Genomic DNA, 20,083 nt, shown 5'->3' with positions numbered 1-20,083 from the left:
AGGCGGCGCCTAACGCTGTCCTCCAGGCAGTGGCCTAAGGCTGCGTGATTTCAGCTTGAAATGAACAGGGCGCTTCGGCGCCCTGTTTGCATTGTGCCCGCGACGTCGGAACCGATTGCGAAGAAAACCTCTCAGGGTTATTTAGCGTCCATGACACAGACGACCTCGCAGGCTTGGCGTTTCAGCGACCTGGCCAATCCGACCCGCTTCATCTCGCTGGTGGACAAGATCGTCCCCTGGCTTGGCGGCGCCACGGCATTGGTTCTGGCAACCGGGCTTTATCTCGGCTTTGCCGCACCGGAGGATTTCCAGCAGGGCATCACCGTCCGCATCATGTACATCCACGTGCCTTTCGCCTGGCTCGCCATGATGTGCTACTCGGTGATGGCGATTGCCGCCCTGGGAACGCTGGTCTGGCGCCACCCGCTCGCTGATGTGGCGCTCAAGTCGGCAGCGCCTGTCGGTGCCGTGTTCACCGCCTTGGCACTCCTTACCGGCTCGATCTGGGCAAGCCGATGTGGGGCACCTGGTGGGTGTGGGACGCTCGCCTGACCTCGGTCTTCGTGCTTTTCCTGATGTATCTCGGCATCATTGCGCTGACCCGCGCCCTGGACGATCCCGCGCGTTCGGCGCGCGCGGCGGCCGTCATCACGCTTGTCGGCTTCGTCAACATCCCGATCATCAAGTTTTCGGTCGAATGGTGGAACACGCTGCATCAGCCGGCGTCGGTGTTCCGCATCGGCGGCCCGACCATTGATCCAAGCATGCTCTGGCCCCTGATGACCATGGCGCTTGGCTTTACCCTTCTGTTCTTCACTCTGCATCTAATGGCGATGCGTACCGAGATATGGCGCCGTCGCGTCATCGCCATGCGCCAGATTGCTGCCCGCAGGGCCGAGCGTCAGCAGGCCTGACAGGCTCGAAAGAAGAAGGAAGACCGCATGTGGCCCGATCGTCGAATTCTTGATCTTCTGGGCCTCGAGCTTCCGATCCTCCAGGCGCCGATGGCCGGGCCTGTCGATTCCGAGATGGTGATCGCCGTTTCGGAGGCTGGCGGGTTGGGCGGCCTGCCTTGCGCGCTGATGTCGCCGGAAAAGGCCCGCACCGAACTTGGCATCATCCGCCAGCGCACCTCGCGGCCAATCAACATCAATTTCTTTTGTCACAAGCCTCCTCAGGAGGACTTTGCACGCGAAGCCGTTTGGAAGCAGCGCCTCGAACCATTCTATGTCGAGATGGGGCTCGATCCGAAAACACCGGCGCCGCGCTCGGCGCGCGCTCCCTTTGACGCCGCGTTTTGTGACATCGTCGAAGAGTTCCGGCCCGAGGTGGTGAGTTTTCATTTCGGCCTGCCCGACGCCGCATTGCTCGACCGGGTCAAGGCGACCGGCGCCAAGGTGTTGTCTTCGGCAACGACGGCTGACGAGGCCGTGTGGCTGGAGGCGCGGGGTTGCGACGCCATCATCGCCCAGGGTGCCGAGGCCGGCGGCCACCGTGGCATCTTTCTGACCGACGATGTCGCCAATCAGGCCGGCACTTTCGCGCTGGTGCCGCAGGTGGTCGATGCGGTCAAAGTGCCTGTCATCGCCGCTGGCGGCATCGCCGACGCGCGTGGCATCGTTGCTGCCTTCGTGCTTGGCGCCTCGGCGGTACAGATAGGCACAGCCTATCTGTTCTGCCCCGAGGCGAAGGTTGCCGCACCGCATAAGGCAGTGCTGCGTACGGCCAAGGACGACCATACCGCATTGACCAATGTCTTCACCGGCCGCCCGGCGCGCGGCATCGTCAACCGCATCATGCGTGAGGTTGGCCCGCTGTCGGATTTGGCCCCTGCATTCCCGCTGGCCGGAGGGGCATTGGCGCCGCTCAAAGCCAAGTCGGAGCCGCTTGGTTCCGGCGACTTCATGTCGTTGTGGTCGGGGCAGGCAGCACGTCTCGGCCGCGAGATGCCGGCGGCCGATCTCACACGCACACTCGCTGGGGAAGCGCAGGCGTTGCTGGCCAGGCTCGCCAGCTAAGCTGCCATCGCAGCTATTTCGGCGTCAGTGTGCGGCGCACCGCGTCGTGCCAGCCTTTCAGCTTGGCGGCGCGCAGTGCCGGCTCCATCGCTGGCTTGAACTGGCGGTCGAGCGCCCAGGCCTTGGAAAACGCCTTGGCTTTCGGCCAGACGCCGGCGCGTGAGCCCGCGAGCCAGGCGGCGCCCAAGGCTGTGGTCTCCAGAACGGTCGGCCTGTCGACCGGCGCGTCGAGGATGTCGGCGAGGCGCTGCATCGTCCAGTCGGAAGCCACCATGCCGCCGTCGACGCGCAGCACGGTCTTGCCGTTCCTGGTCTTCCAGTCCTTCTTCATGGCATCGAGCAGGTCACGGGTCTGGTAGGCAACCGACTCCAGCGCTGCCCGCGCAAACTCTTCAGGGCCGGTGTTGCGGGTCAGCCCGTAGATCGCGCCACGTGCCTCGGCATCCCAGTGCGGCGCGCCGAGCCCGACGAATGCCGGCACGAGGTAGACGCTCTGGGTGTCGTCGGCCTGGGCGGCCAGTTCGCCGCTATGTTCGGCCTTGCCGATGACCTTGATGCCGTCGCGCAGCCATTGCACGGCAGCGCCCGCGACGAAGATCGAGCCTTCGAGCGCATAGGTGGTCTTGCCGTCGAGGCGATAGGCAATGGTGGTCAGCAGCCGGTTCTTTGAGCGCACGATATCGCTGCCGGTGTTGAGGATGGCAAAGCATCCCGTGCCGTAGGTCGACTTCATCATGCCCGGCTCGAAACAGGCCTGGCCGATCGTCGCCGCTTGCTGGTCGCCGGCAACGCCGAGGATCGGGATCTCGGCGCCGAACAGCGCCTTCGCGGTGACGCCGAAGTCGGCGGCACAATCCTTGACCTCGGGCAGCATGACGGCAGGAATGCGCAGGATATCGAGCAGTTCAGCGTCCCAGCTATTCTTTTCGATGTTGTAGACCAGCGTCCGCGCGGCGTTTGTGGCATCGGTCGCATGCACCTTGCCGCCGGTCAGCCGCCAGATCAGGAACGAGTCGATCGTACCCGCGAGCAATTCGCCGCGCTCGGCCCGCTTGCGTGCGCCCTTCACCTTGTCGAGCAGCCAGGCGATCTTGGTGCCGGAGAAGTAAGGGTCAAGCAGCAGGCCGGTCTTCTTGGTGAAACGCGGTTCCAGCCCTTGCTTCTTGAGCTTGGCGCAAAGCGGTGCCGTGCGTCGGTCCTGCCAGACGATCGCATTGTGGATTGGCTTGCCGGTGGCCTTGTCCCAGATGACGACGGTTTCGCGCTGGTTGGTGATGCCGATCGCCGCAATGTCGGTGGCATCCTTGTCGGCTTTCTGCAGCGCCGTCTTGCAGGTCGAGACGACGCTGTCCCAGATCTCTTCCGGGTCGTGTTCGACCCAGCCGGAGGCGGGGAAATGCTGGGTGAATTCCTTCTGGCCCACGCCGGCGACCTTCATCGCCGCGTCGAACACGATCGCCCGGCTTGATGTCGTGCCCTGATCGATTGCCAGAATGAAACCGCTCATATCCCTCTCCCGCAGTCACTTTGCATGAATAGGGGAGACGGCGCTGTGCCGTCTCCCCGGATAGTTGGCCGGGCGGATGTTCCGCCCGATCGCTTACTTGCTCCAGCTCTTCACCAGCTCATCGTAGTTGATGGTAACAGGCTTTTCCTTCTCGTTTTCGATCTTCAGCTGCGGCGCGAGATTGCCGGCCTTGACCGCTTCGGCGTTCCAGTAGGCGATATCATGCTCTTCCGCCATCTTCGGGCCGATATCGCCCTGGATGCCTGCGCGCTCAAGGCGCTCGAGCACCTTTTCCTGCTCGGCGCACAGCGAGTCCATGGCTTCCTGGGCGGTCTTCGCGCCCGAGGAGGCGTCGCCGATGGCCTGCCACCACAGTTGGGCCAGCTTCGGATAGTCAGGCACGTTGGTGCCGGTCGGCGACCACTGAACGCGGGCCGGCGAACGGTAGAACTCGACCAGGCCGCCGAGCTGCGGTGCGCGGTCGGTGAAGCTCTTGTGATCGAGCGTCGACTGGCGGATGAAGGTCAGGCCGACATGGCTCTTCTTCACGTCCACAGTCTTCGAGGTCACGAACTGCGCATACAGCCAAGCGGCCTTGGCGCGGTCATCAGGCGTCGACTTCAGGATCGTCCACGAACCGACGTCCTGGTAGCCGAGCTTCATGCCGTCCTTCCAGTAGACACCGTGCGGCGAGGGCGCCATGCGCCACTTCGGCGTGCCATCCTCGTTCATGACAGGCAGGCCGGGCTTGACCATGTCGGCTGTGAACGCGGTGTACCAGAAGATCTGCTGGGCAATCGCACCCTGGGCCGGCACCGGGCCGGATTCGGAGAAGGTCATGCCCTGGGCTTCCGGCGGTGCGTAAGCTTTCAGCCAGTCGAGATACTTGACGATCGAGTAGACCGAGGCCGGTCCGTTGGTGTCGCCGCCGCGTGCGACGCAGGAGCCGACGGGCTGCGACTTTTCGTTGACCTTGATGCCCCATTCGTCGACCGGCAGGCCGTTCGGCAGGCCCTTGTCGCCGTTGCCGGCCATGGACAGCCAGGCGTCGGTGAAGCGCCAGCCAAGCGAAGGGTCCTTCTTGCCGTAGTCCATGTGGCCATAGACCTTCTGGCCGTTGACGTCGCGGCCGGTGAAGAATTCGGCGATGTCCTCATAGGCCGACCAGTTGACCGGAACGCCGAGGTCGTAGCCGTATTTCGCCTTGAAGTCGGCCTTGTTCTTCTCGTCGTTGAACCAGTCGTAACGGAACCAGTAGAGGTTCGCGAACTGCTGGTCGGGAAGCTGGTAGAGCTTGCCGTCTGGCGCGGTCGTGAACTTGGTGCCGATATAGTCGGCGATGTCGAGGTTCGGATTGGTGACATCCTTGCCCTCGTTGGCCATCCAGTCGGTCAGGCTGCGTGCCTGCTGGTAGCGCCAGTGAGTGCCGATCAGGTCGGAATCGTCGACATAGGCGTCATAGATGTTTTCGCCCGACTGCATCTGTGTCTGCAGCTTTTCGATGACGTCGCCTTCGCCGATCAGGTCGTGCGTGATCTTGATGCCGGTGATGTCGGTGAACGCCTTGGCGAGCGTCTTTGATTCATATTCGTGCGTGGTGATGGTTTCCGAAACGACCTTGATCTCCATGCCGGCGAAAGGCTTCGCCGCATCGACAAACCACTGCATTTCGGCTTCCTGGCCGGCGCGATCGAGCGCCGACATGTCCTTGATCTCGGTATCGAGGAAGGCTTTCGCCTCGTCCATGCCGGCAAAGGCACTGTTTGACCCCAAGAGCAGGGCGATCACGCTTGTTGATGCTAGAATATGGCGTCGCATTAATTTCCTCCCAAACAAGGTTGCATTGCCATTTGGCGCCGCCGCGGGCTTGCGGCGGCCCAACATTTCCCCCTCTAGACGAAGCGGAATACGCCGATCGCGTAGACCACTGCGAGAGCGAGAGCCCACCACAGGTTGGGCCCGATCAGGCCCAGCCATGCGAGATGAATGAAGGCGCTGCCGAGCAGCGAAACGAAAAGCCTGTCGCCCCGGGTCGTTTCGAACCGGAGAATGCCGACGCGCGGGTTGCCGCCGGGCGAAAAATATTCCCACACGCCCATGCCCACGAGCATCAGAAAGATGGTGATGAAGAACGCCGCTGTCGGCAGCGTCCAGGCCATCCAGGAAAAGTCCATCACAACGCTCCCTCAGACGCGGCCCAGGGCAAAGCCCTTGGCGATGTAGTTGCGGACAAACCAGATGACGAGCGCACCCGGGATGATGGTCAAAACACCGGCTGCTGCCAGCACGCCCCAGTCCATGCCGGAGGCGGAGACGGTGCGCGTCATGATCGCGGCGATCGGCTTGGCGTCGGTGGTGGTCAAAGTGCGGGCGATCAGCAGTTCGACCCATGAGAACATGAAGCAGAAGAAGGCCGCGACGCCGATGCCGCTTGCGATCAGCGGCACGAAGATCTTCACGAAGAAGCGCGGGAACGAATAGCCGTCGATATAGGCGGTTTCGTCGATCTCCTTCGGCACGCCCGACATGAAGCCTTCGAGGATCCACACCGCCAGCGGCACGTTGAACAGGCAATGCGCGAGTGCGACCGCAATGTGGGTGTCGATCAAGCCGAAAGCGGAATAGAGCTGGAAGAAGGGCAGGGCGAAAACCGCCGGCGGCGCCATGCGGTTGGTCAGCAGCCAGAAGAACAGGTGCTTGTCGCCCAGGAACCTGTAGCGCGAGAAGGCATAGGCCGCGGGCAGGGCGACGGAGATCGAAATCACCGTGTTCATGACCACGTAGATGATCGAGTTGATGTAACCCTTGTACCAGGACGGATCGGTGAAGATCACGCCGTAATTGTGCAGCGTCGGGCTTTTTGGCCAGAGCGAGAAGGCGCCCAGGATTTCCTGGTTCGACTTGAAGCTCATGTTGATCAGCCAGTAGATCGGCAGCATCAAAAAGATGACGTAGATCGTCGGCACCACCCACCAGAAGCGCGATTCCTCGCCGCGCCGACGCATCCGCCGCGCAAGCGCTTCGTCCACAGCTCCGCCGTGGACAGCGCCAGTCGTGGTCGCGGCATTGCGCATCATCTTGTCCTTGTCTGCGACTGCTTCCCTTGTCCCCGCCATCTCACTTCTCCACGTCGTAATTTGTCATGACGGTGTAGAAGACCCATGACAGCAGCAGCACGATCAGGAAGTAGATGATCGACATCGCCGCTGCCGGGCCGAGGTCGAACTGGCCGACAGCCATCTTGACGAGGTCGATCGACAGGAAGGTCGTCGAATTGCCGGGGCCGCCGCCGGTGACGACGAAGGGCTCGGTGTAGATCATGAAGCTATCCATGAACCGCAGCAGGACGGCGATCAGCAGAACGCGCTGCATCTTCGGCAGCTGGATGTAGCGGAACACCGCCCAGCGCGAGGCCCCGTCGATCTTGGCTGCCTGGTAGAAGGCGTCGGGGATCGAAACCAGACCGGCATAGCAGAGCAGCACGACCAGGCTGGTCCAGTGCCAGACATCCATGATGATGACAGTCACCCAGGCGTCGAACGGGTCGTTGACGTAGTTGTAGTCGAAGCCGAGCGCATGCAGCGTGTAGCCGAGCAGGCCGATGTCGATGCGCCCGAAGACCTGCCAGATGGTGCCGACGACATTCCACGGAATGAGCAGCGGCAGCGCCATGAGCACCAGACAGACGGGCACACCCCAGCCTTTCCTCGGCATGTTGAGGGCGATGAAGATACCGAGCGGGATCTGGATCGCCAGGATGATTGCCGAAAAGATCAGGTTGCGGCCCATAGCCGCCCAGAAGCGGTCGGAATGCAGCATCTCTTCGAACCACTCGGCGCCGGCCCAGAAGAACTGGTTGCCGCCAAACGTGTCCTGCACCGAATAATTGACCACCGTCATCAGCGGGATGACCGCCGAAAACGCGACCAAAACGAGCACCGGCAGCACCATGAACCAGGCTTTGTTGTTCCAGGTCTTTTCCATGGTTACGCTCCCATCTCGACGCGCCAGGACTTGTCGTAGAGGTTGATGCCTGCGGGATCGAAAGTGACGTGCGGATCGGCTGGCACGTTGTCGTCTTCGCCGAGGATCGCCGCAATCTCGCGGCCTTCGAGACTGGCGCGCACCACCTTGTGGCGACCGATGTCTTCGACCTTGCGCACGGTGACCGGCATGCCCTTGGCGCCGAGCCTGACATATTCGGGCCGGATGCCGAGCTCGATGCCGTCGCCTTCGGCCTTGGGCGCCCCGGGCAGATCGATCACTTGCTCGCCGAGCTTGGCGCGTCTGCCTTCGACCGCCACCGGCATGACGTTCATGCCGGGCGAGCCGATGAAATAGCCGACGAAGGTGTGCTTGGGGCGCTCGAACAGCTCGGCCGGGGTGCCGATCTGGACGATCTCGCCATCATACATCACCACCACCTTCTCGGCGAAGGTCAGCGCCTCGGTCTGGTCGTGTGTGACATAGATCATGGTGTAGCCGAAGCGGCGGTGAAGCTGCTTGAGCTGCGAGCGCAGCACCCATTTCATGTGCGGATCGATGACGGTCAGCGGCTCGTCGAACAGGATCGCGTTGACGTCGGAGCGGACCAGGCCGCGACCGAGCGAGATCTTCTGCTTCTGGTCGGCGGTCAGGCCGCGCGCCTTGCGCTTGGCCCAGCTGGCGAGGTCGATCATGTCGAGCGTCTCGCGCACCTTGCGGTCGACGTCGGCCTCGGCAACGCCGCGGTTGCGCAGCGGGAAGGCGAGATTGTCGTAGACGGTCATGGTGTCGTAGATGACCGGGAACTGGAACACCTGGGCGATGTTGCGTTCCTGCGTCGACAGCCGCGTCACGTCCTTGCCGTCGAACAGCAATTGCCCGTGCGAGGCGTGCAGCAGGCCCGAAATGATGTTCAGAAGCGTGGTCTTGCCGCAGCCGGACGGGCCGAGCAGCGCATAGGCGCCGCCGTTGTCGAAGCTGTGATGCACTTCCCTCAGCGCATAGTCCTTGTCGGATTTCGGGTTGGCGCCGTAGGCGTGGCGGATGTGGTTCAGGTCGATGCGTGCCATCTCGCTTTCCTATGCTGCCAGCTGCGATGGCGAAGCGGCCGAGCGGCCGTTCGCGTCGAAAACCATGACGTGGCGCGGATCGATGAAGACTTCGATGACCTCGTCCGGCTCGAACTGGCGGATGCCGTGGGCGAGCATCACCCAGCGGGCGTCGGCGTAGTTGAGATGCACGAAGCTCTCCGAGCCTGTGATCTCGGTCACCGACACTTTCGCCTTGACGCCGACGGCGTCGGTCGTGCGCTTCTCAAAAGAAAGATGGTGGGGCTGGAAGCCGATCGTATAGCTGGCGTCGGCAATGCCGGCGAGGTCGCCTGGCACCGGGAGGTCCACCCCACCATCAAGCTGGAAACTGCGGCCGCTCTTCTTCAACACGATGGTGTTGAGCGGCGGGTCGGCAAAGGTCCGCGCCGTGATCAGGTCGTTCGGCTTGCGGAATACCTCGATCGTCTGGCCGAACTGGGTGATGCGGCCTTCCGCCAGCGTCGCGACATTGCCGCCAAGCAGCAGCGCCTCGTGCGGTTCGGTCGTGGCATAGACGAAGATTGCGCCGGTTTCGGCGAAGATTTTCGGCAGTTCGGCGCGCAACTCCTCGCGTAGCTTGTAGTCGAGATTGGCCAGCGGCTCGTCGAGCAGCACCAGCTTGGCATTCTTGACGATGGCGCGGGCGAGCGCGGTGCGCTGCTGCTGGCCGCCGGATAGATTGAGCGGGGTACGGTTGAGATAAGGCGTCAGCTTGAGCAACCCGGCGGCGCGCTTGACCTCCTGGTCGATCCTGGACTTGTCGGCGCCGGCAACGCGCAGCGGCGAGGCGATGTTTTCGTAGACCGTCATCGCCGGGTAGTTGATGAACTGCTGGTAGACCATGGCGATGTTGCGCTTCTGCACCGGCACGCCGGTGACATCGACGCCGTCGAACCGGATCGAGCCTGACGTCGGCTTGTCGAGCCCGGCCATCAGCCGCATCAGGCTGGTCTTGCCCGAAAGCGTCGGTCCCAGCAGCACGTTCAGGCTGCCGTGCTGAAGCGTCAGCGAGACGTCGCGGATATGATCCGCACCGGCCACCGTCTTCGTTACGTTGCGCAGTTCCAGCATAATTCCTCCTCCCAGAGGCAGACGCAGGCGGTTTTGCCTATTCTGCCGCGGCGTTGTGCACGCCCGGGCTTATTCCTTGCAGAAATTCATCGAGTGACGCCGCTTGTTCCTTGCCAAGCTTCAGGCCCCGTTTGGTGCGCCGCCACAAAATGTCTTCGGCGCTCACCGCCCATTCATTGTCGACGAGATAGCGCACCTCGGCCTCGTAGAGGTCGGCGCCGAAATGGCGCCCCAGGTCGGCTTCGGACTTTGCCAGGCCAAGCAGTGCCTTGGCGCGCGTGCCGTAAAGCCTGGTCAGTCGTCGGGCAAGCCGCATGTCGAGGAACGGGTAGGCGGCCTTGAGCTTGACCACTTCCGCGTCAAACGCCGTCGCTGCGAATTCGCCGCCGGGAAGGGCAGCGGTCGCTGTCCAGGACTTTCCCTTCTTGCCCAGGTGCTTTTCGATGATGTCGAGCATCGACTCGGCAAGGCGCCGATAGGTGGTGATCTTGCCGCCGAAGATGTTGACGATCGGCGCCTGGCCTTCGCTGCCGTCGGACTTCAGCACATAGTCGCGCGTCGCTTCCTGAGCCTTGCTGGCGCCGTCATCGTAAAGCGGCCGCACGCCGGAATAGGTCCAGACGATGTGCTCGGGCCTGACCGGCTCGGCGAAATACTCGCTCGCCGCATCGCAGAGATAGTCGATCTCGGTCTGGCTGATCTTGGCGGTGCGCGGATCGCCGTCATAATCCTGGTCGGTGGTGCCGATCAGGGTGAAGTCTTCCTCGTAAGGAATGGCGAAGATGATGCGCCCATCCTTGTTCTGGAAGAAATAGGCGCGCGGGTCGTCGAACTTTTTCTCCACCACGATATGGCTGCCCTGGACCAGGCGCACATTGTGGACGTTGTTCTGCCCGACGGTTTCGGTCAGCACGTGGTCGATCCAGGGACCGGCGGCATTGACGATCAACCGCGCCTTGACCTCTTCGACCTGACCGTTGCGCAGGTCCTCGACGCGGATGTTCCAATGGCCGTTGTCGCGACGCGCGCTCGTCACCTTGGCGCGGGTGCGGATGACAGCGCCCCGATCGGCGGCGTCGCGGGCATTGAGAACCACCAGCCGCGCGTCGTTGACCCAGCCGTCCGAATATTCGAAAGCACGCGAAAACATCGGCTTGAGCGGTTTTCCGGCGGCATCGCTGCGCATGTCCAGGGTGCGGGTCGGCGGCAGCAGCTTGCGCCCGCCGATATGGTCGTAGAGGAACAGGCCAAGCCGGATCAACCAGGCCGGACGCAGGCCCTTGGCGTAAGGCAGAACGAAACGCATCGGCCAGATGATGTGCGGCGCATTTTTCCACAGCACCTCGCGCTCCATCAGCGCTTCGCGCACCAGCCGGAACTCGTAGTGTTCGAGATAGCGCAGGCCGCCATGGATCAGCTTGGTCGAATAGGATGATGTGCCGGAGGCGAGGTCGTTCATTTCCGCGAGGTAGACGGAATAGCCGCGCCCGACCGCATCGCGTGCGATTCCGCAGCCATTGATGCCGCCGCCGATGACGAAGATGTCGTGTATTTCGGGCATGCTCACGCCTTCGTCGCCTTTTCGCACTGCAGCAATTTAAGCAATTTTCGAAGCCTCATAGTGATTATTTCGAACGCATAACGAATGTCAAACGAAATATAACGATGATCGCGGGCTTTGAATTGACCTTGCGCAAATTGTCTGAATTTTCAAGGCGGGCGACGGTTTCCTCGCCAAATACCCCAAAAAGGCAAGGAATCTTTCTGTTTTCCGAACTGCGAAACTGAACCGCTCTCGGGCAACGCACGACAATTGCCTGTTGCGACTTTCGTTTTCAGCTGGATTTAGTGAAAACGAAAGGGATCAAATGATGGCCTCATCGCTGTCACGTGCGACGTCGTCAGGCGCATGTGTGGCCGCCGCCCATGCCGCTGCGAACATACATCGAATGCGCTATGGGGACGGCTATGGTCAGCCGCTGGTTGTGGTGCGAAAATTCGGCATTGTCCGGCCCCAGCCGGGCCGGAAGGCGGCGGAATTGCGAGGAAAGGGAAAAACAGGCAACGACAACGGGTGAAGCGATGTTTCGGACACCGATTGGACTTGCATTATTTGCCACGGCAATCGCCGTATCGCCGGCGGCCAGTGCCGACGATGCCCAGGTGGCCCGGGGCCAGTATCTGGTAACGATGGGTGGATGCACCGACTGCCACACCCAGGGTTATCTCCTGGGAAAGCCGGATGAGTCGAAATACCTCGGCGGCTCGGACGTTGGTTTCGAAATCCCGGGGCTGGGTGTCTTCGTCGGCCGCAACATCACGCCCGATAAGGAAACCGGTATCGGCAACTGGACGGACGAACAGATCGTCACAGCGATTCAGACCGGCCAGCGACCGGACGGACGTCAACTGGCGCCGATCATGCCGTGGCAAGCCCTGGCCAAACTCACTCCCGAAGATGCTGGCGCCATCGCCGCTTTTCTCAAGAGTGTGAAGCCGGTCAGCAATGCAGTGCCTGGCCCGTTCAAGCCGGGCGAAAAGGTCTCGACCTTTACGTTCAGAATCTTGCCGCCCGGCGAAACCGCGGCGGCCGCTCCCCAATGAGCCAGCCATCCGTGCGGCTGGCCCGAAATGCAAATCGCCGGAGGCCGCAAGCAGCCTCCGGCGATGTTGGTGGTTGGTCTCAGTGCGCGAAGAAGGCGAAGCGGATGATGAACAGCGCCGCAACCAGCCACGTCGCAGCGTGCACTTCGCCGGGGCGTCCGGTCAGGAGCTTGAGCGCCGCATAGCTGACGAAGCCGAAGGCCAGGCCGTTGGCGATCGAGTAGGTGAACGGCATCATCAGTGCGGTCAGCGCGGCAGGCGCTGCCTCGGTGATGTCGGCCCACTCGACCTCGACCAGTTCGCGCATCATCAGGCAGGCGACGTAGAGCAGGGCAGGTGCCGTCGCATAGGCCGGTACCGAGCCGGCCAGCGGCGAGAAGAACAGCGCAGCGAGAAACAGCACGCCGATGACCAAAGCTGTGAGGCCGGTACGACCGCCGGCCTGAACGCCCGAGGCGCTTTCGACATAGGCGGTGGTGCTTGAGGTGCCGAGCAGGGAGCCGGCGACGATCGCCGTGCTGTCGGCCAAAAGCGCGCGTCCGAGGCGGTTCGGCTTGCCCGGCTCGATGAGGCCTGCGCGCTTGGCGACGCCGATCAGCGTGCCGGTGGCGTCGAACACCTCGACCAGCACGAACACCAGGATGACGTGCACCAGGCCGGCATGCAGTGCGCCAACAACGTCGAGCTGCAGGAAGGTCGGCAGGATCGAAGGTGGCATCGAAATGATACCGTTGAACTGGCTGACGCCAAGCGCCATCGAAGCAACAGTGATGACCAGGATGCCGATCAGGATCGCGCCGCGCACCTTGAGGGCGTCAAGGGCGGCGATGATGAAGAAGCCGGCAATCGCCAGCAGCGTTCCGGTCTGGCTGAGGTCGCCGAGCGTCACCAGGGTTGCCGGGCTGGCAATGACGATGCCCGAGCTTTTCAGCGCGATGATGCCGAGAAACAGGCCGATACCGGCGGCGATCGCGCTGCGCATCGAATGCGGGATGCCGGCAATCAGCCAACTGCGCACGCCGCTGATCGTCAATAGCAGGAAGATGACGCCGGAGATGAAGACGGCACCGAGTGCCTGCTGCCAGGAAAAGCCCATGGCGCCGACGACGGTGAAGGCGAAAAAGGCATTGAGGCCCATGCCTGGCGCCATGCCGATCGGCCATTTCGCCACCAGGCCCATGATCAGCGAGCCAATTGCTGCGGCGAGGCAGGTGGCTACGAACACGGCGTTGCGGTCCATGCCGGTCGACGACAGGATCTCCGGGTTGACGAAGATGATGTAAGCCATCGTCAGGAAGGTCGTGACACCGGCAATCACTTCGGTCCGAACCGACGTGCCTTGTTCCTTCAGGTTAAAATACTTCTCGAGCACTCTTTGCTTCCTCCCATGCGGTGCGGGGGCGGCCGTCCGTCACGCGCAGGGCCGCAATGGTCCATGATCCCGAGCGGATCGAAGAACCCGTGGCCTTGCCGAGCGTTGCTGCTCCTCACACCTGTCGGCTCTGACGCTGTCCCAGCGTGTCCATCCCAAGCCGACCGTGACCGATAATTTGACGCAAGACATGAGTGCCTTGAGCAAACCCGGCTAATTTCTGCCCGTTGCTCCCATCGCACAAGTGGCAGTTGCTAGAAGCAGTTTCGCGTTTTTGTTGATGGATCCCGCCCGTTCGGACGATGTCCTCAGGCGAGGCACGCCCGCCCGGAGGCCCTGTGAAACAGGTGCAGCGCGTCGTCTTCGACCAGCAGTGCCGCAGCGTCACCTTGTCCGAGCTTGGCTCGTGGCGCAAGGCATGCGGTGAGCTTTTGCGGACCGATGCGCGCGGTGGCGACCAGCTCGGGCCCGGTCAGTTCAACCACCTCGATACGTACCGGCAGGGCGTGGCCGCCGGTTTGATTGGCAGATGCAAGTCTCAGGGCTTCGGGTCTTATGCCAAGGGCAAGCTGCTCGCCATCAGACACAACCGTTCTAAAGCGTTCTGGCAGAGGCAGCCGCACATCGGACCCGACAATGGCAAGCGAGCCATTGTCGACTTCGACATCGAGGATGTTCATCGGCGGAGCGCCGACAAAGCCGGCGACGTAGAGCGTGGCCGGACGGTTGTAGACTTCTTCCGGTGTGCCGAGATGCTCGATGCGGCCATCCTTCATCACCGCGATGCGGGTTGCCAGCGTCATCGCCTCGATCTGGTCGTGCGTTACATACACCACCGTCGTCTTCAGCATCTGGTGTAGCCGCTTGAGCTCGGTGCGCATTTCGAGCCGCAGCTTGGCATCGAGGTTGGAAAGCGGCTCGTCGAACAGGAACACCTGCGGCTTGCGCACCAGCGCCCGGCCGATGGCAACGCGCTGGCGCTGGCCGCCGGAGAGCTGGCTCGGCTTGCGGTCGAGCAAAGGCTCGATCTGCAACAGCCTGGCCGCCTCCAGCACGGCCTTGTTGCGCTCAGCGACCGGCACCTTGCGCATCTCCAGGCCAAAGCCGATGTTCCGGCGGACGCTGAGGTTGGGGTAAAGCGCATAGGACTGAAACACCATGGCAATGTCGCGGTCCTTGGGATGGACGCCGAGGATCGAGCGATCGCCGATCCGGATATCGCCGCTTGTTGCCTCGGCCAGCCCGGCGATGATGTTGAGCAACGTCGACTTGCCGCAACCCGACGAGCCGAGCAGCACCAGGAACTCGCCGCTCTGCAAGGCGATGTCGATGCCTTTCAGTGTCTCGACCGCACCGTAGCTTTTGCGGATGTTTTGGATTTCAAGCGCACTCATGCAACAGCGTCCCTGATATCAGGCAACCCGCCATAACTGCGGGGCAAGGTGGAAATGGCTCGTGACGCGACCTGAACCCCGGCGGCCAGGCACGCGGCGAGCGGCTGGTCCTTCGCCAGGGCGGCAATGAAGGCCGAATTGAAGACGTCGCCGGCACCAATGGTGTCGACGACCTTCACGGCAGGCGCTGCAGCCGAGACCAGCTTGCCGTCGAGGCCAATTGCAATGGCGCCGTCCGGTCCGCATTTGACCACGAGGATAGCGCCCTTGGGCATGCTGGACCAAAGTGCGGCGGCCGCTTCGGATGGATTGTCGAGACCGGCAAGTGTTGTCGCCTCGACCTCGTTCAAAAGCGCGCAATCGCAGCGCGACAGCCAGGTGCGCACCAAAGCGCAGTTCGCATCAGTCCAGCCGTCGGGCGGCCAGCCGGTGTCGAGCACAACCGAAATGGCGTGACCATGCGCCCAGTCGAAAAAGGCATCGTATTCGCGCGTGAGGTCGATGGTGAGGAACGCGCCGCACAGCAAGGCGTAGCCGCCGGCAAGGCGCTCGCCATCGAGCACCGAAAGCACATCGGCCAGGCTGAACCGGGGCAGGTGGCCATGGGTGGTGAAGAAGGTGCGCTCGCCGTCGGGATGGGTGATGCCGACAGAAAGTGTCGTGCGCTCCTGGCTGACCGGCCATTTGGCCGCCCGATCGCCGAAGGCATCACGCAGCCACAGGCCGAACTGGTCGTTGCCGACATTGGCTGATATCTCGAAGTCGACCCCAAGGGCCTCCCAGGCAAGCGCGCTGTTTCCCGCCTGGCCGCCGACGCGCAATTCGTCATGGTCGACGATGATCTCCGTGCCTGCCCTCGGCCAGGGTGCGGTCGGGCCCAGGATGAGGTCGACATTGACGTTGCCGATGACAGCAAGCGGCCGCATTCATTCGCTCCGCGTGATCTTGGTCGAACGCACTGGCGTGCCGGCATTGTCGACGCGGGCGTCGGCAAACGCGATCATCAGGCGCTGCGCCGTCGGCAGCATGGCGAAGATGGCGTCCATCCCGCTGGCAGGCTTGAAGGCAAGCGTCGTCGCGCCCGCGACCGGTGTTTCACCCGACGAATCGAATACGATGACGGGTGCGCCGGTCTCGACGGCGGAAATTGCCATGGCCGTGACGAGCGGAGCGGTCGCATCCTTGCCGCGGAAAAGCACCACGCCGATGTCAGGCCCCAGCATTTCCATCGGACCGTGACGCAACTGTCCGCCTTCGAGCGAAAAGCACGGCCGACGCGACAGTTCGGTCAGGCCGAGTGCGAGTGCTTCGGCAACGCCTTGCAGGCGGCGCCCCGATGTGACGACACTTATGACGTTGCCCAACGCTGCGAGGGCTGGGCGGATGTCGACGCTCTCAGGCGCCTGGAGCGCAACGAGCGCGCCACTCGGATGCTCGCCCAGTGCGGCCAGGATCGCAAGGTGAAGCGCAAAGCTGACGGTCAGGCTGCGGGTGGCCGCGAAGGCAAGCTCGGTGCCGCCCACGCCAACAAGTGATGGCGCTGTCCGGGCGAGAAATGACCCGGGTTCAAGGGTCAGGCCGAAGGTGTCGGCATTGCCGCCCGTTTCCGCGAACCAGCGCACGACCTCGGCACTTTCGCCCGATTGCGAGGTCATCAACACAGTGCGGCCTTCGAGCGCAAGCGGCTGGCCGAGTTGCTCGGACAACGGCATGGCGATGGCATCGATGCCGAGCGCACGATACAGCGGCTCGACGGCGCGGCCCACGGCATGCGAGCCGCCCATGCCGAGCAGCAGCATTTGGCCGGTCTTTGCGAGGGAAGCGGCGACCCTAGCTGCCATCTCGGCGTTTTCGGCGAACGAGGCCAGTGCATCGCCATGCTGACGCGCCATTTCGCGATCGATCGCCAGCAACCCGGCCGGTCTGGTATTTGGTGAGGTCATGGTCATCATCCTTTCACACCGCCGCTGGTCAGGCCCGAGATCAGGGCACGCTGCATGACAAGCCCGATCAGCACTGGCGGAAGTGCCGCCAGAACGCCTGCCGTTGCAATCAGACCGTAATCGGAGACGCGGCCGCCGGCGAGGTCAGCGATGGCAACGGTCAGTGTCTTGGCGCGCAGGTCCGAGGTGAACAGCAGCGCATAAAAGAATTCGTCCCAGGCAAGCAGCAGGGCAAACAACGCCGACGTGGCAACAACCGGGGCGGCGAGCGGCAAGGTGATGATGCGCAGCGTCTGGAACAGGCTGGCGCCGTCGATCATCGCGGCCGCCTCTATTTCGCGCGGGATCGCATCGAAGCCGGATTTCATCAGCCATGTGGTGAACGGGGCGAGGATGGTGAGATAGACCAGCGCCAGGCCGAAGATGTTGTTGAGCATGCCGAGCCAGGCCAGGCCCATGTATAGGGGGACGGCGAGCGCCACGGGTGGCAGCATGTAGGTGGCGATCACCACCGACAGCGACCAGCCCACCGCTGGCGTGCGCGACACCGCCCAGCCGGCCGGGATGGCGAGCGCGATCGCGGCGATCGTCGCCATGCCGGCGATCCTGAGGCTGTTGTAGAGCGAGGCGACGAAGGCAGCACCCGCACTGTTTTCGACCGTCGACAGCAAAATCGTGTAGCGCGAGAATTCAACTGTCTGCGGCCACCAGCGCAGCGGTTTGGCCGAAAGATCCGCGGCAGGCGAAATGCTCATGATGAACAGCCACAGCACGGGCGCGAGGATCACGACGGCCAGCAGCAGCGCTGACGCATAGATGAAGACGGTGAACGGCAGGCTCTTGCGTTCCATCAGTTGGCACTCCCCGCGGCTTTCCTGACCAAGGCGGCGTAGGCGACGGCCAGCACCGTGACCAGCAAGGTGACGATCAGCGCCAGCGACGCGCCTGAGCCGGCGCGCTGAAACGAGAACGCTTCCTGGTAGACGAGAATCGACAAGGTGCGCGTCGAGTTGGCCGGCCCGCCCCGTGTCATCACCCAGATGATGTCGAACACCTTGAACGCTTCGATGGTGCGCAGCACCAGCGCCACCAAAAGTGGCCCTACAAGATAGGGCAGGATGACGAAGCGGAAGCGCGCGAAGGGTCCGGCGCCGTCGACCATCGACGCCGCCGTGATGTCGCGTGGCACAGCCTGGAGTGCCGCAAGCGCAATGAGTGCGACGAGCGGAAAGTTCTTCCAGCAGTCGGCAACGATCAGCGCCGCGAGCGCGGTGTTGGGTTCGCCGAGCCAGGAACGGTAGGCGTCGAGCAGACCGATCTGGGTCAGGGCAGCGTTCAGCGCGCCATATTCGGGATTGTAGATCAGCCGCCACAGCGTCGCGTTGACCACCGTGGGCAAAGCCCATGGCAGGATCATCAGCGCCCGCAACAGCGCGCGGCCGCGAAACTGCTGATTGAGCAAAAGGGCTGCAAGGACGCCGAGCACCATCTCGGCGCCGACCGAGATGACCGCGAACCAGGTCGTGGTCACCAGCGTGCGCTGGAAGTTCGGACCGGAAAGCATCCTGGCGTAGTTGTCGAGGCCGACGAAACTGCCCTCGGTGCCGACAAGCTTGGCGTCGGTAAAGGAAAGCCGAACCGTGTCGACAAGGGGCCAGCCGATGACCGATATCATGACCACGAGCAATGGCAGCATCAGCAGCCAAGCGCGGGTCGTCATCCATGAGCCCGACATGAGGCGACTCTTTTACTTGAACCGAAAGGGCCGGGCGGCCGAAGCCGCCCGGAAAGTTGGGGCAGTAAGCCTTAAAGGCCGCTGTTTTCGGCGGCAGCCTTCAGGGCGTCTTCAGGCTTGGCCTGGCCGAGCAACGATTCCTGGATCGCCTGCTGCAGTGCCGTCGACAGCTCCTGGTATTTAGGCGTCGTCGGGCGCGGATACATCGCGGCCAAGCCAAGCTTGGCTGCGGCGATCAGCTCTTCCTGGCCCTTGGTGACGGCGGGATCGTCATATGACGAAGCCCAGATCGGCAGGCTGAGCTTGGCATACTGGTTCTGCGTCGACTGCGAGGTCATGAAGGTAATGAACTTCCACGCTTCTTCAGGATGCTTGCTGGCCGAGGTGATGCCGAGGCCCATCGAGCCGTTGACCGCCGAAACCTCACTCTTGCCGGCGACGCCGGGAGCCGGCACGACGCCGACCTTGCCTGCGACCTTGCTGTCCTTGGGGTCGTTGGCCATGTTGTACATGTAGGTCCAATTGAGCGCGAAGGCGGCTTCGCCGTTCTGGAAGACCTTGCGTACGTCTTCTTCGAGGAATTCCTTGGAGTTCGGGTTGGTCAGCCCCGAAGTGTAGCTTGATACCATGTAGTTCAACGCGTCGAGCCCGCCGCCGCTCTGGAAGGCCGGCTTGCCGTCCTTGAGGAATTCGCCGCCATAGGCGCTGACAAGGGTGGTGTAATCGCAGACCGCGGCTTCGGCCTGCGACCAGCTCCACGAGATCGGCGTCGCAAGGATTCCCTTGTCCTTGATGATCTTGGCCTGCTCAGCCAGTTCGTCCCAGGTCTTCGGCGGGCTCTTGATGCCGGCCTTCTCCAGGATTTCCTTGTTGTAGAACAGGTACTTGGTGTCGAGAATCCAGGGCATGCCGTAGGACTTTCCGTCATAATTGACGGTAGTCCAGGCGCCTGGAAGCACGCCCTTCTTCATGTCGTCGGTGATGCGCGATGAAACGTCGACGAGCACCTTGTTGGAGGCGTATTCAGCCGGCCAGATGACGTCGAACAGCACCACGTCATAGCCGCCGCCCGAGCCTTGCGCGAGCACGGTCTTGTCGTGCAGGCCTTCATAGGGGACGAATTCGAGATTGACCTTGATGTCGGGATTGGCCTTGGTAAAAGCCTCGGCCATCGCCCGCACGTCTGCCTCGCTATAGGCCGCCTGCGCCATGAACAGCGCGTTGATCGAGGTTTCGGCGAAGGCATGGGGCATGAAGGCGCTGCCGATGAAGGCCGCCCCGAGCAATGTCCTGCTAACAGATTTCAACATTCGATCCTCCTGTTTGACTTTTGCAAAATCCGTTCGACGAAGCGCCTTGCGCTG

At 62.7% G+C, this 20,083-nt stretch carries 17 protein-coding genes and 1 pseudogene; 3 read left to right on the top strand and 15 right to left on the bottom strand.

Translation table 11 applies throughout. The features are described 5' to 3' along the window. Positions 1 to 150: 150 nt before the first annotated feature. Positions 151 to 914 (top strand): annotated as a pseudogene (locus ACHMW7_RS20540) (heme ABC transporter permease). 27 nt (positions 915 to 941) lie between these two features. Continuing rightward, the gene (locus ACHMW7_RS20535) at positions 942 to 2,018 is read left to right on the top strand and encodes an NAD(P)H-dependent flavin oxidoreductase (protein WP_395447341.1); all 1,077 of its coding nucleotides are present in this window, start codon (positions 942 to 944) and stop codon (positions 2,016 to 2,018) included. Between the two features lie 13 nt (positions 2,019 to 2,031). Here ACHMW7_RS20535 and glpK read toward each other — a convergent pair whose 3' ends face one another. The 8 genes from glpK to glpD form a co-directional block, all read right to left on the bottom strand. Then, the gene (gene glpK / locus ACHMW7_RS20530) at positions 2,032 to 3,525 is read right to left on the bottom strand and encodes a glycerol kinase GlpK (protein ID WP_395447340.1); all 1,494 of its coding nucleotides are present in this window, start codon (positions 3,523 to 3,525) and stop codon (positions 2,032 to 2,034) included. A 93-nt stretch (positions 3,526 to 3,618) separates the two neighbouring features. Further along, entirely contained in the window at positions 3,619 to 5,343 is a 1,725-nt protein-coding gene (locus ACHMW7_RS20525) for a carbohydrate ABC transporter substrate-binding protein (protein ID WP_395447339.1), read from the bottom strand. A 74-nt stretch (positions 5,344 to 5,417) separates the two neighbouring features. Beyond that, the gene (locus tag ACHMW7_RS20520) at positions 5,418 to 5,699 is read right to left on the bottom strand and encodes a DUF2160 domain-containing protein (protein WP_055979040.1); all 282 of its coding nucleotides are present in this window, start codon (positions 5,697 to 5,699) and stop codon (positions 5,418 to 5,420) included. Between the two features lie 12 nt (positions 5,700 to 5,711). Next, entirely contained in the window at positions 5,712 to 6,599 is an 888-nt protein-coding gene (locus tag ACHMW7_RS20515) for a carbohydrate ABC transporter permease (RefSeq protein WP_395451384.1), read from the bottom strand. A 43-nt stretch (positions 6,600 to 6,642) separates the two neighbouring features. After that, complete coding sequence (locus tag ACHMW7_RS20510) at positions 6,643 to 7,509, bottom strand: carbohydrate ABC transporter permease (RefSeq protein WP_115732541.1); 867 nt, start codon at positions 7,507 to 7,509, stop codon at positions 6,643 to 6,645. A gap of 2 nt (positions 7,510 to 7,511) precedes the next feature. Continuing rightward, entirely contained in the window at positions 7,512 to 8,579 is a 1,068-nt protein-coding gene (locus ACHMW7_RS20505; RefSeq protein WP_395447338.1) for an ABC transporter ATP-binding protein, read from the bottom strand. A 9-nt stretch (positions 8,580 to 8,588) separates the two neighbouring features. Further along, a complete protein-coding gene (locus ACHMW7_RS20500) occupies positions 8,589 to 9,671 on the bottom strand; it encodes an ABC transporter ATP-binding protein (protein ID WP_395447337.1) in 1,083 nt (360 codons plus the stop codon). Between the two features lie 37 nt (positions 9,672 to 9,708). Continuing rightward, the gene (gene glpD, locus ACHMW7_RS20495) at positions 9,709 to 11,232 is read right to left on the bottom strand and encodes a glycerol-3-phosphate dehydrogenase (protein WP_395447336.1); all 1,524 of its coding nucleotides are present in this window, start codon (positions 11,230 to 11,232) and stop codon (positions 9,709 to 9,711) included. Between the two features lie 521 nt (positions 11,233 to 11,753). Here glpD and ACHMW7_RS20490 point away from each other — a divergent pair. Continuing rightward, the gene (locus ACHMW7_RS20490; RefSeq protein WP_395451383.1) at positions 11,754 to 12,275 is read left to right on the top strand and encodes a c-type cytochrome; all 522 of its coding nucleotides are present in this window, start codon (positions 11,754 to 11,756) and stop codon (positions 12,273 to 12,275) included. A 79-nt stretch (positions 12,276 to 12,354) separates the two neighbouring features. Here ACHMW7_RS20490 and ACHMW7_RS20485 read toward each other — a convergent pair whose 3' ends face one another. The 7 genes from ACHMW7_RS20485 to ACHMW7_RS20455 all read right to left on the bottom strand — a co-directional run bounded on the left by ACHMW7_RS20485 (position 12,355) and on the right by ACHMW7_RS20455 (position 20,029). Further along, positions 12,355 to 13,647 carry an NCS2 family permease gene (locus tag ACHMW7_RS20485; RefSeq protein WP_395447335.1) on the bottom strand — a complete coding sequence of 431 codons (1,293 nt, stop codon included), beginning with the start codon at positions 13,645 to 13,647 and terminating at the stop codon, positions 12,355 to 12,357. Between the two features lie 308 nt (positions 13,648 to 13,955). Then, positions 13,956 to 15,041 (bottom strand): ABC transporter ATP-binding protein, encoded by a 1,086-nt coding sequence (locus ACHMW7_RS20480; protein ID WP_395447334.1) that lies wholly within the window; start codon positions 15,039 to 15,041, stop codon positions 13,956 to 13,958. Beyond that, entirely contained in the window at positions 15,038 to 15,967 is a 930-nt protein-coding gene (locus ACHMW7_RS20475; protein ID WP_395447333.1) for a PfkB family carbohydrate kinase, read from the bottom strand. The genes ACHMW7_RS20480 and ACHMW7_RS20475 overlap by 4 nt, the downstream gene beginning before the upstream one ends. Next, positions 15,968 to 16,990 (bottom strand): SIS domain-containing protein, encoded by a 1,023-nt coding sequence (locus ACHMW7_RS20470; protein ID WP_395447332.1) that lies wholly within the window; start codon positions 16,988 to 16,990, stop codon positions 15,968 to 15,970. Then, positions 16,990 to 17,835 (bottom strand): carbohydrate ABC transporter permease, encoded by an 846-nt coding sequence (locus ACHMW7_RS20465; protein ID WP_395447331.1) that lies wholly within the window; start codon positions 17,833 to 17,835, stop codon positions 16,990 to 16,992. The genes ACHMW7_RS20470 and ACHMW7_RS20465 overlap by 1 nt, the downstream gene beginning before the upstream one ends. Continuing rightward, positions 17,835 to 18,719 carry a carbohydrate ABC transporter permease gene (locus ACHMW7_RS20460; protein ID WP_395447330.1) on the bottom strand — a complete coding sequence of 295 codons (885 nt, stop codon included), beginning with the start codon at positions 18,717 to 18,719 and terminating at the stop codon, positions 17,835 to 17,837. Before ACHMW7_RS20460 ends, ACHMW7_RS20465 begins: the two co-directional genes overlap by 1 nt. Before the next feature lie 71 nt (positions 18,720 to 18,790). Further along, a complete protein-coding gene (locus ACHMW7_RS20455; protein WP_395447329.1) occupies positions 18,791 to 20,029 on the bottom strand; it encodes an extracellular solute-binding protein in 1,239 nt (412 codons plus the stop codon). Positions 20,030 to 20,083: the final 54 nt, after the last annotated feature.

The sequence above is a fragment of the Aminobacter sp. UC22_36 genome, assembly GCF_044056035.1.
Taxonomy (GTDB): Bacteria; Pseudomonadota; Alphaproteobacteria; order Rhizobiales; family Rhizobiaceae; genus Aminobacter.
Note: the sequence above shows the minus strand (reverse complement) of the source record. Positions and strands in the feature narration are given on the sequence as shown.

Coding starts and splice junctions, on each gene's coding strand:
- ACHMW7_RS20510 (WP_115732541.1), bottom strand. CDS start 7,509: ATGGAAAAGACCTGGAACAACAAAGCCTGGTTCATGGTGCTGCCGGTG.
- ACHMW7_RS20480 (WP_395447334.1), bottom strand. CDS start 15,041: ATGAGTGCGCTTGAAATCCAAAACATCCGCAAAAGCTACGGTGCGGTC.
- ACHMW7_RS20505 (WP_395447338.1), bottom strand. CDS start 8,579: ATGGCACGCATCGACCTGAACCACATCCGCCACGCCTACGGCGCCAAC.
- ACHMW7_RS20470 (WP_395447332.1), bottom strand. CDS start 16,990: ATGACCATGACCTCACCAAATACCAGACCGGCCGGGTTGCTGGCGATC.
- ACHMW7_RS20535 (WP_395447341.1), top strand. CDS start 942: ATGTGGCCCGATCGTCGAATTCTTGATCTTCTGGGCCTCGAGCTTCCG.
- glpK (WP_395447340.1), bottom strand. CDS start 3,525: ATGAGCGGTTTCATTCTGGCAATCGATCAGGGCACGACATCAAGCCGG.
- ACHMW7_RS20455 (WP_395447329.1), bottom strand. CDS start 20,029: ATGTTGAAATCTGTTAGCAGGACATTGCTCGGGGCGGCCTTCATCGGC.
- ACHMW7_RS20515 (WP_395451384.1), bottom strand. CDS start 6,599: ATGCGCAATGCCGCGACCACGACTGGCGCTGTCCACGGCGGAGCTGTG.
- ACHMW7_RS20460 (WP_395447330.1), bottom strand. CDS start 18,719: ATGTCGGGCTCATGGATGACGACCCGCGCTTGGCTGCTGATGCTGCCA.
- ACHMW7_RS20520 (WP_055979040.1), bottom strand. CDS start 5,699: ATGGACTTTTCCTGGATGGCCTGGACGCTGCCGACAGCGGCGTTCTTC.
- ACHMW7_RS20465 (WP_395447331.1), bottom strand. CDS start 17,835: ATGGAACGCAAGAGCCTGCCGTTCACCGTCTTCATCTATGCGTCAGCG.
- ACHMW7_RS20500 (WP_395447337.1), bottom strand. CDS start 9,671: ATGCTGGAACTGCGCAACGTAACGAAGACGGTGGCCGGTGCGGATCAT.
- ACHMW7_RS20475 (WP_395447333.1), bottom strand. CDS start 15,967: ATGCGGCCGCTTGCTGTCATCGGCAACGTCAATGTCGACCTCATCCTG.
- ACHMW7_RS20490 (WP_395451383.1), top strand. CDS start 11,754: ATGTTTCGGACACCGATTGGACTTGCATTATTTGCCACGGCAATCGCC.
- glpD (WP_395447336.1), bottom strand. CDS start 11,232: ATGCCCGAAATACACGACATCTTCGTCATCGGCGGCGGCATCAATGGC.
- ACHMW7_RS20525 (WP_395447339.1), bottom strand. CDS start 5,343: ATGCGACGCCATATTCTAGCATCAACAAGCGTGATCGCCCTGCTCTTG.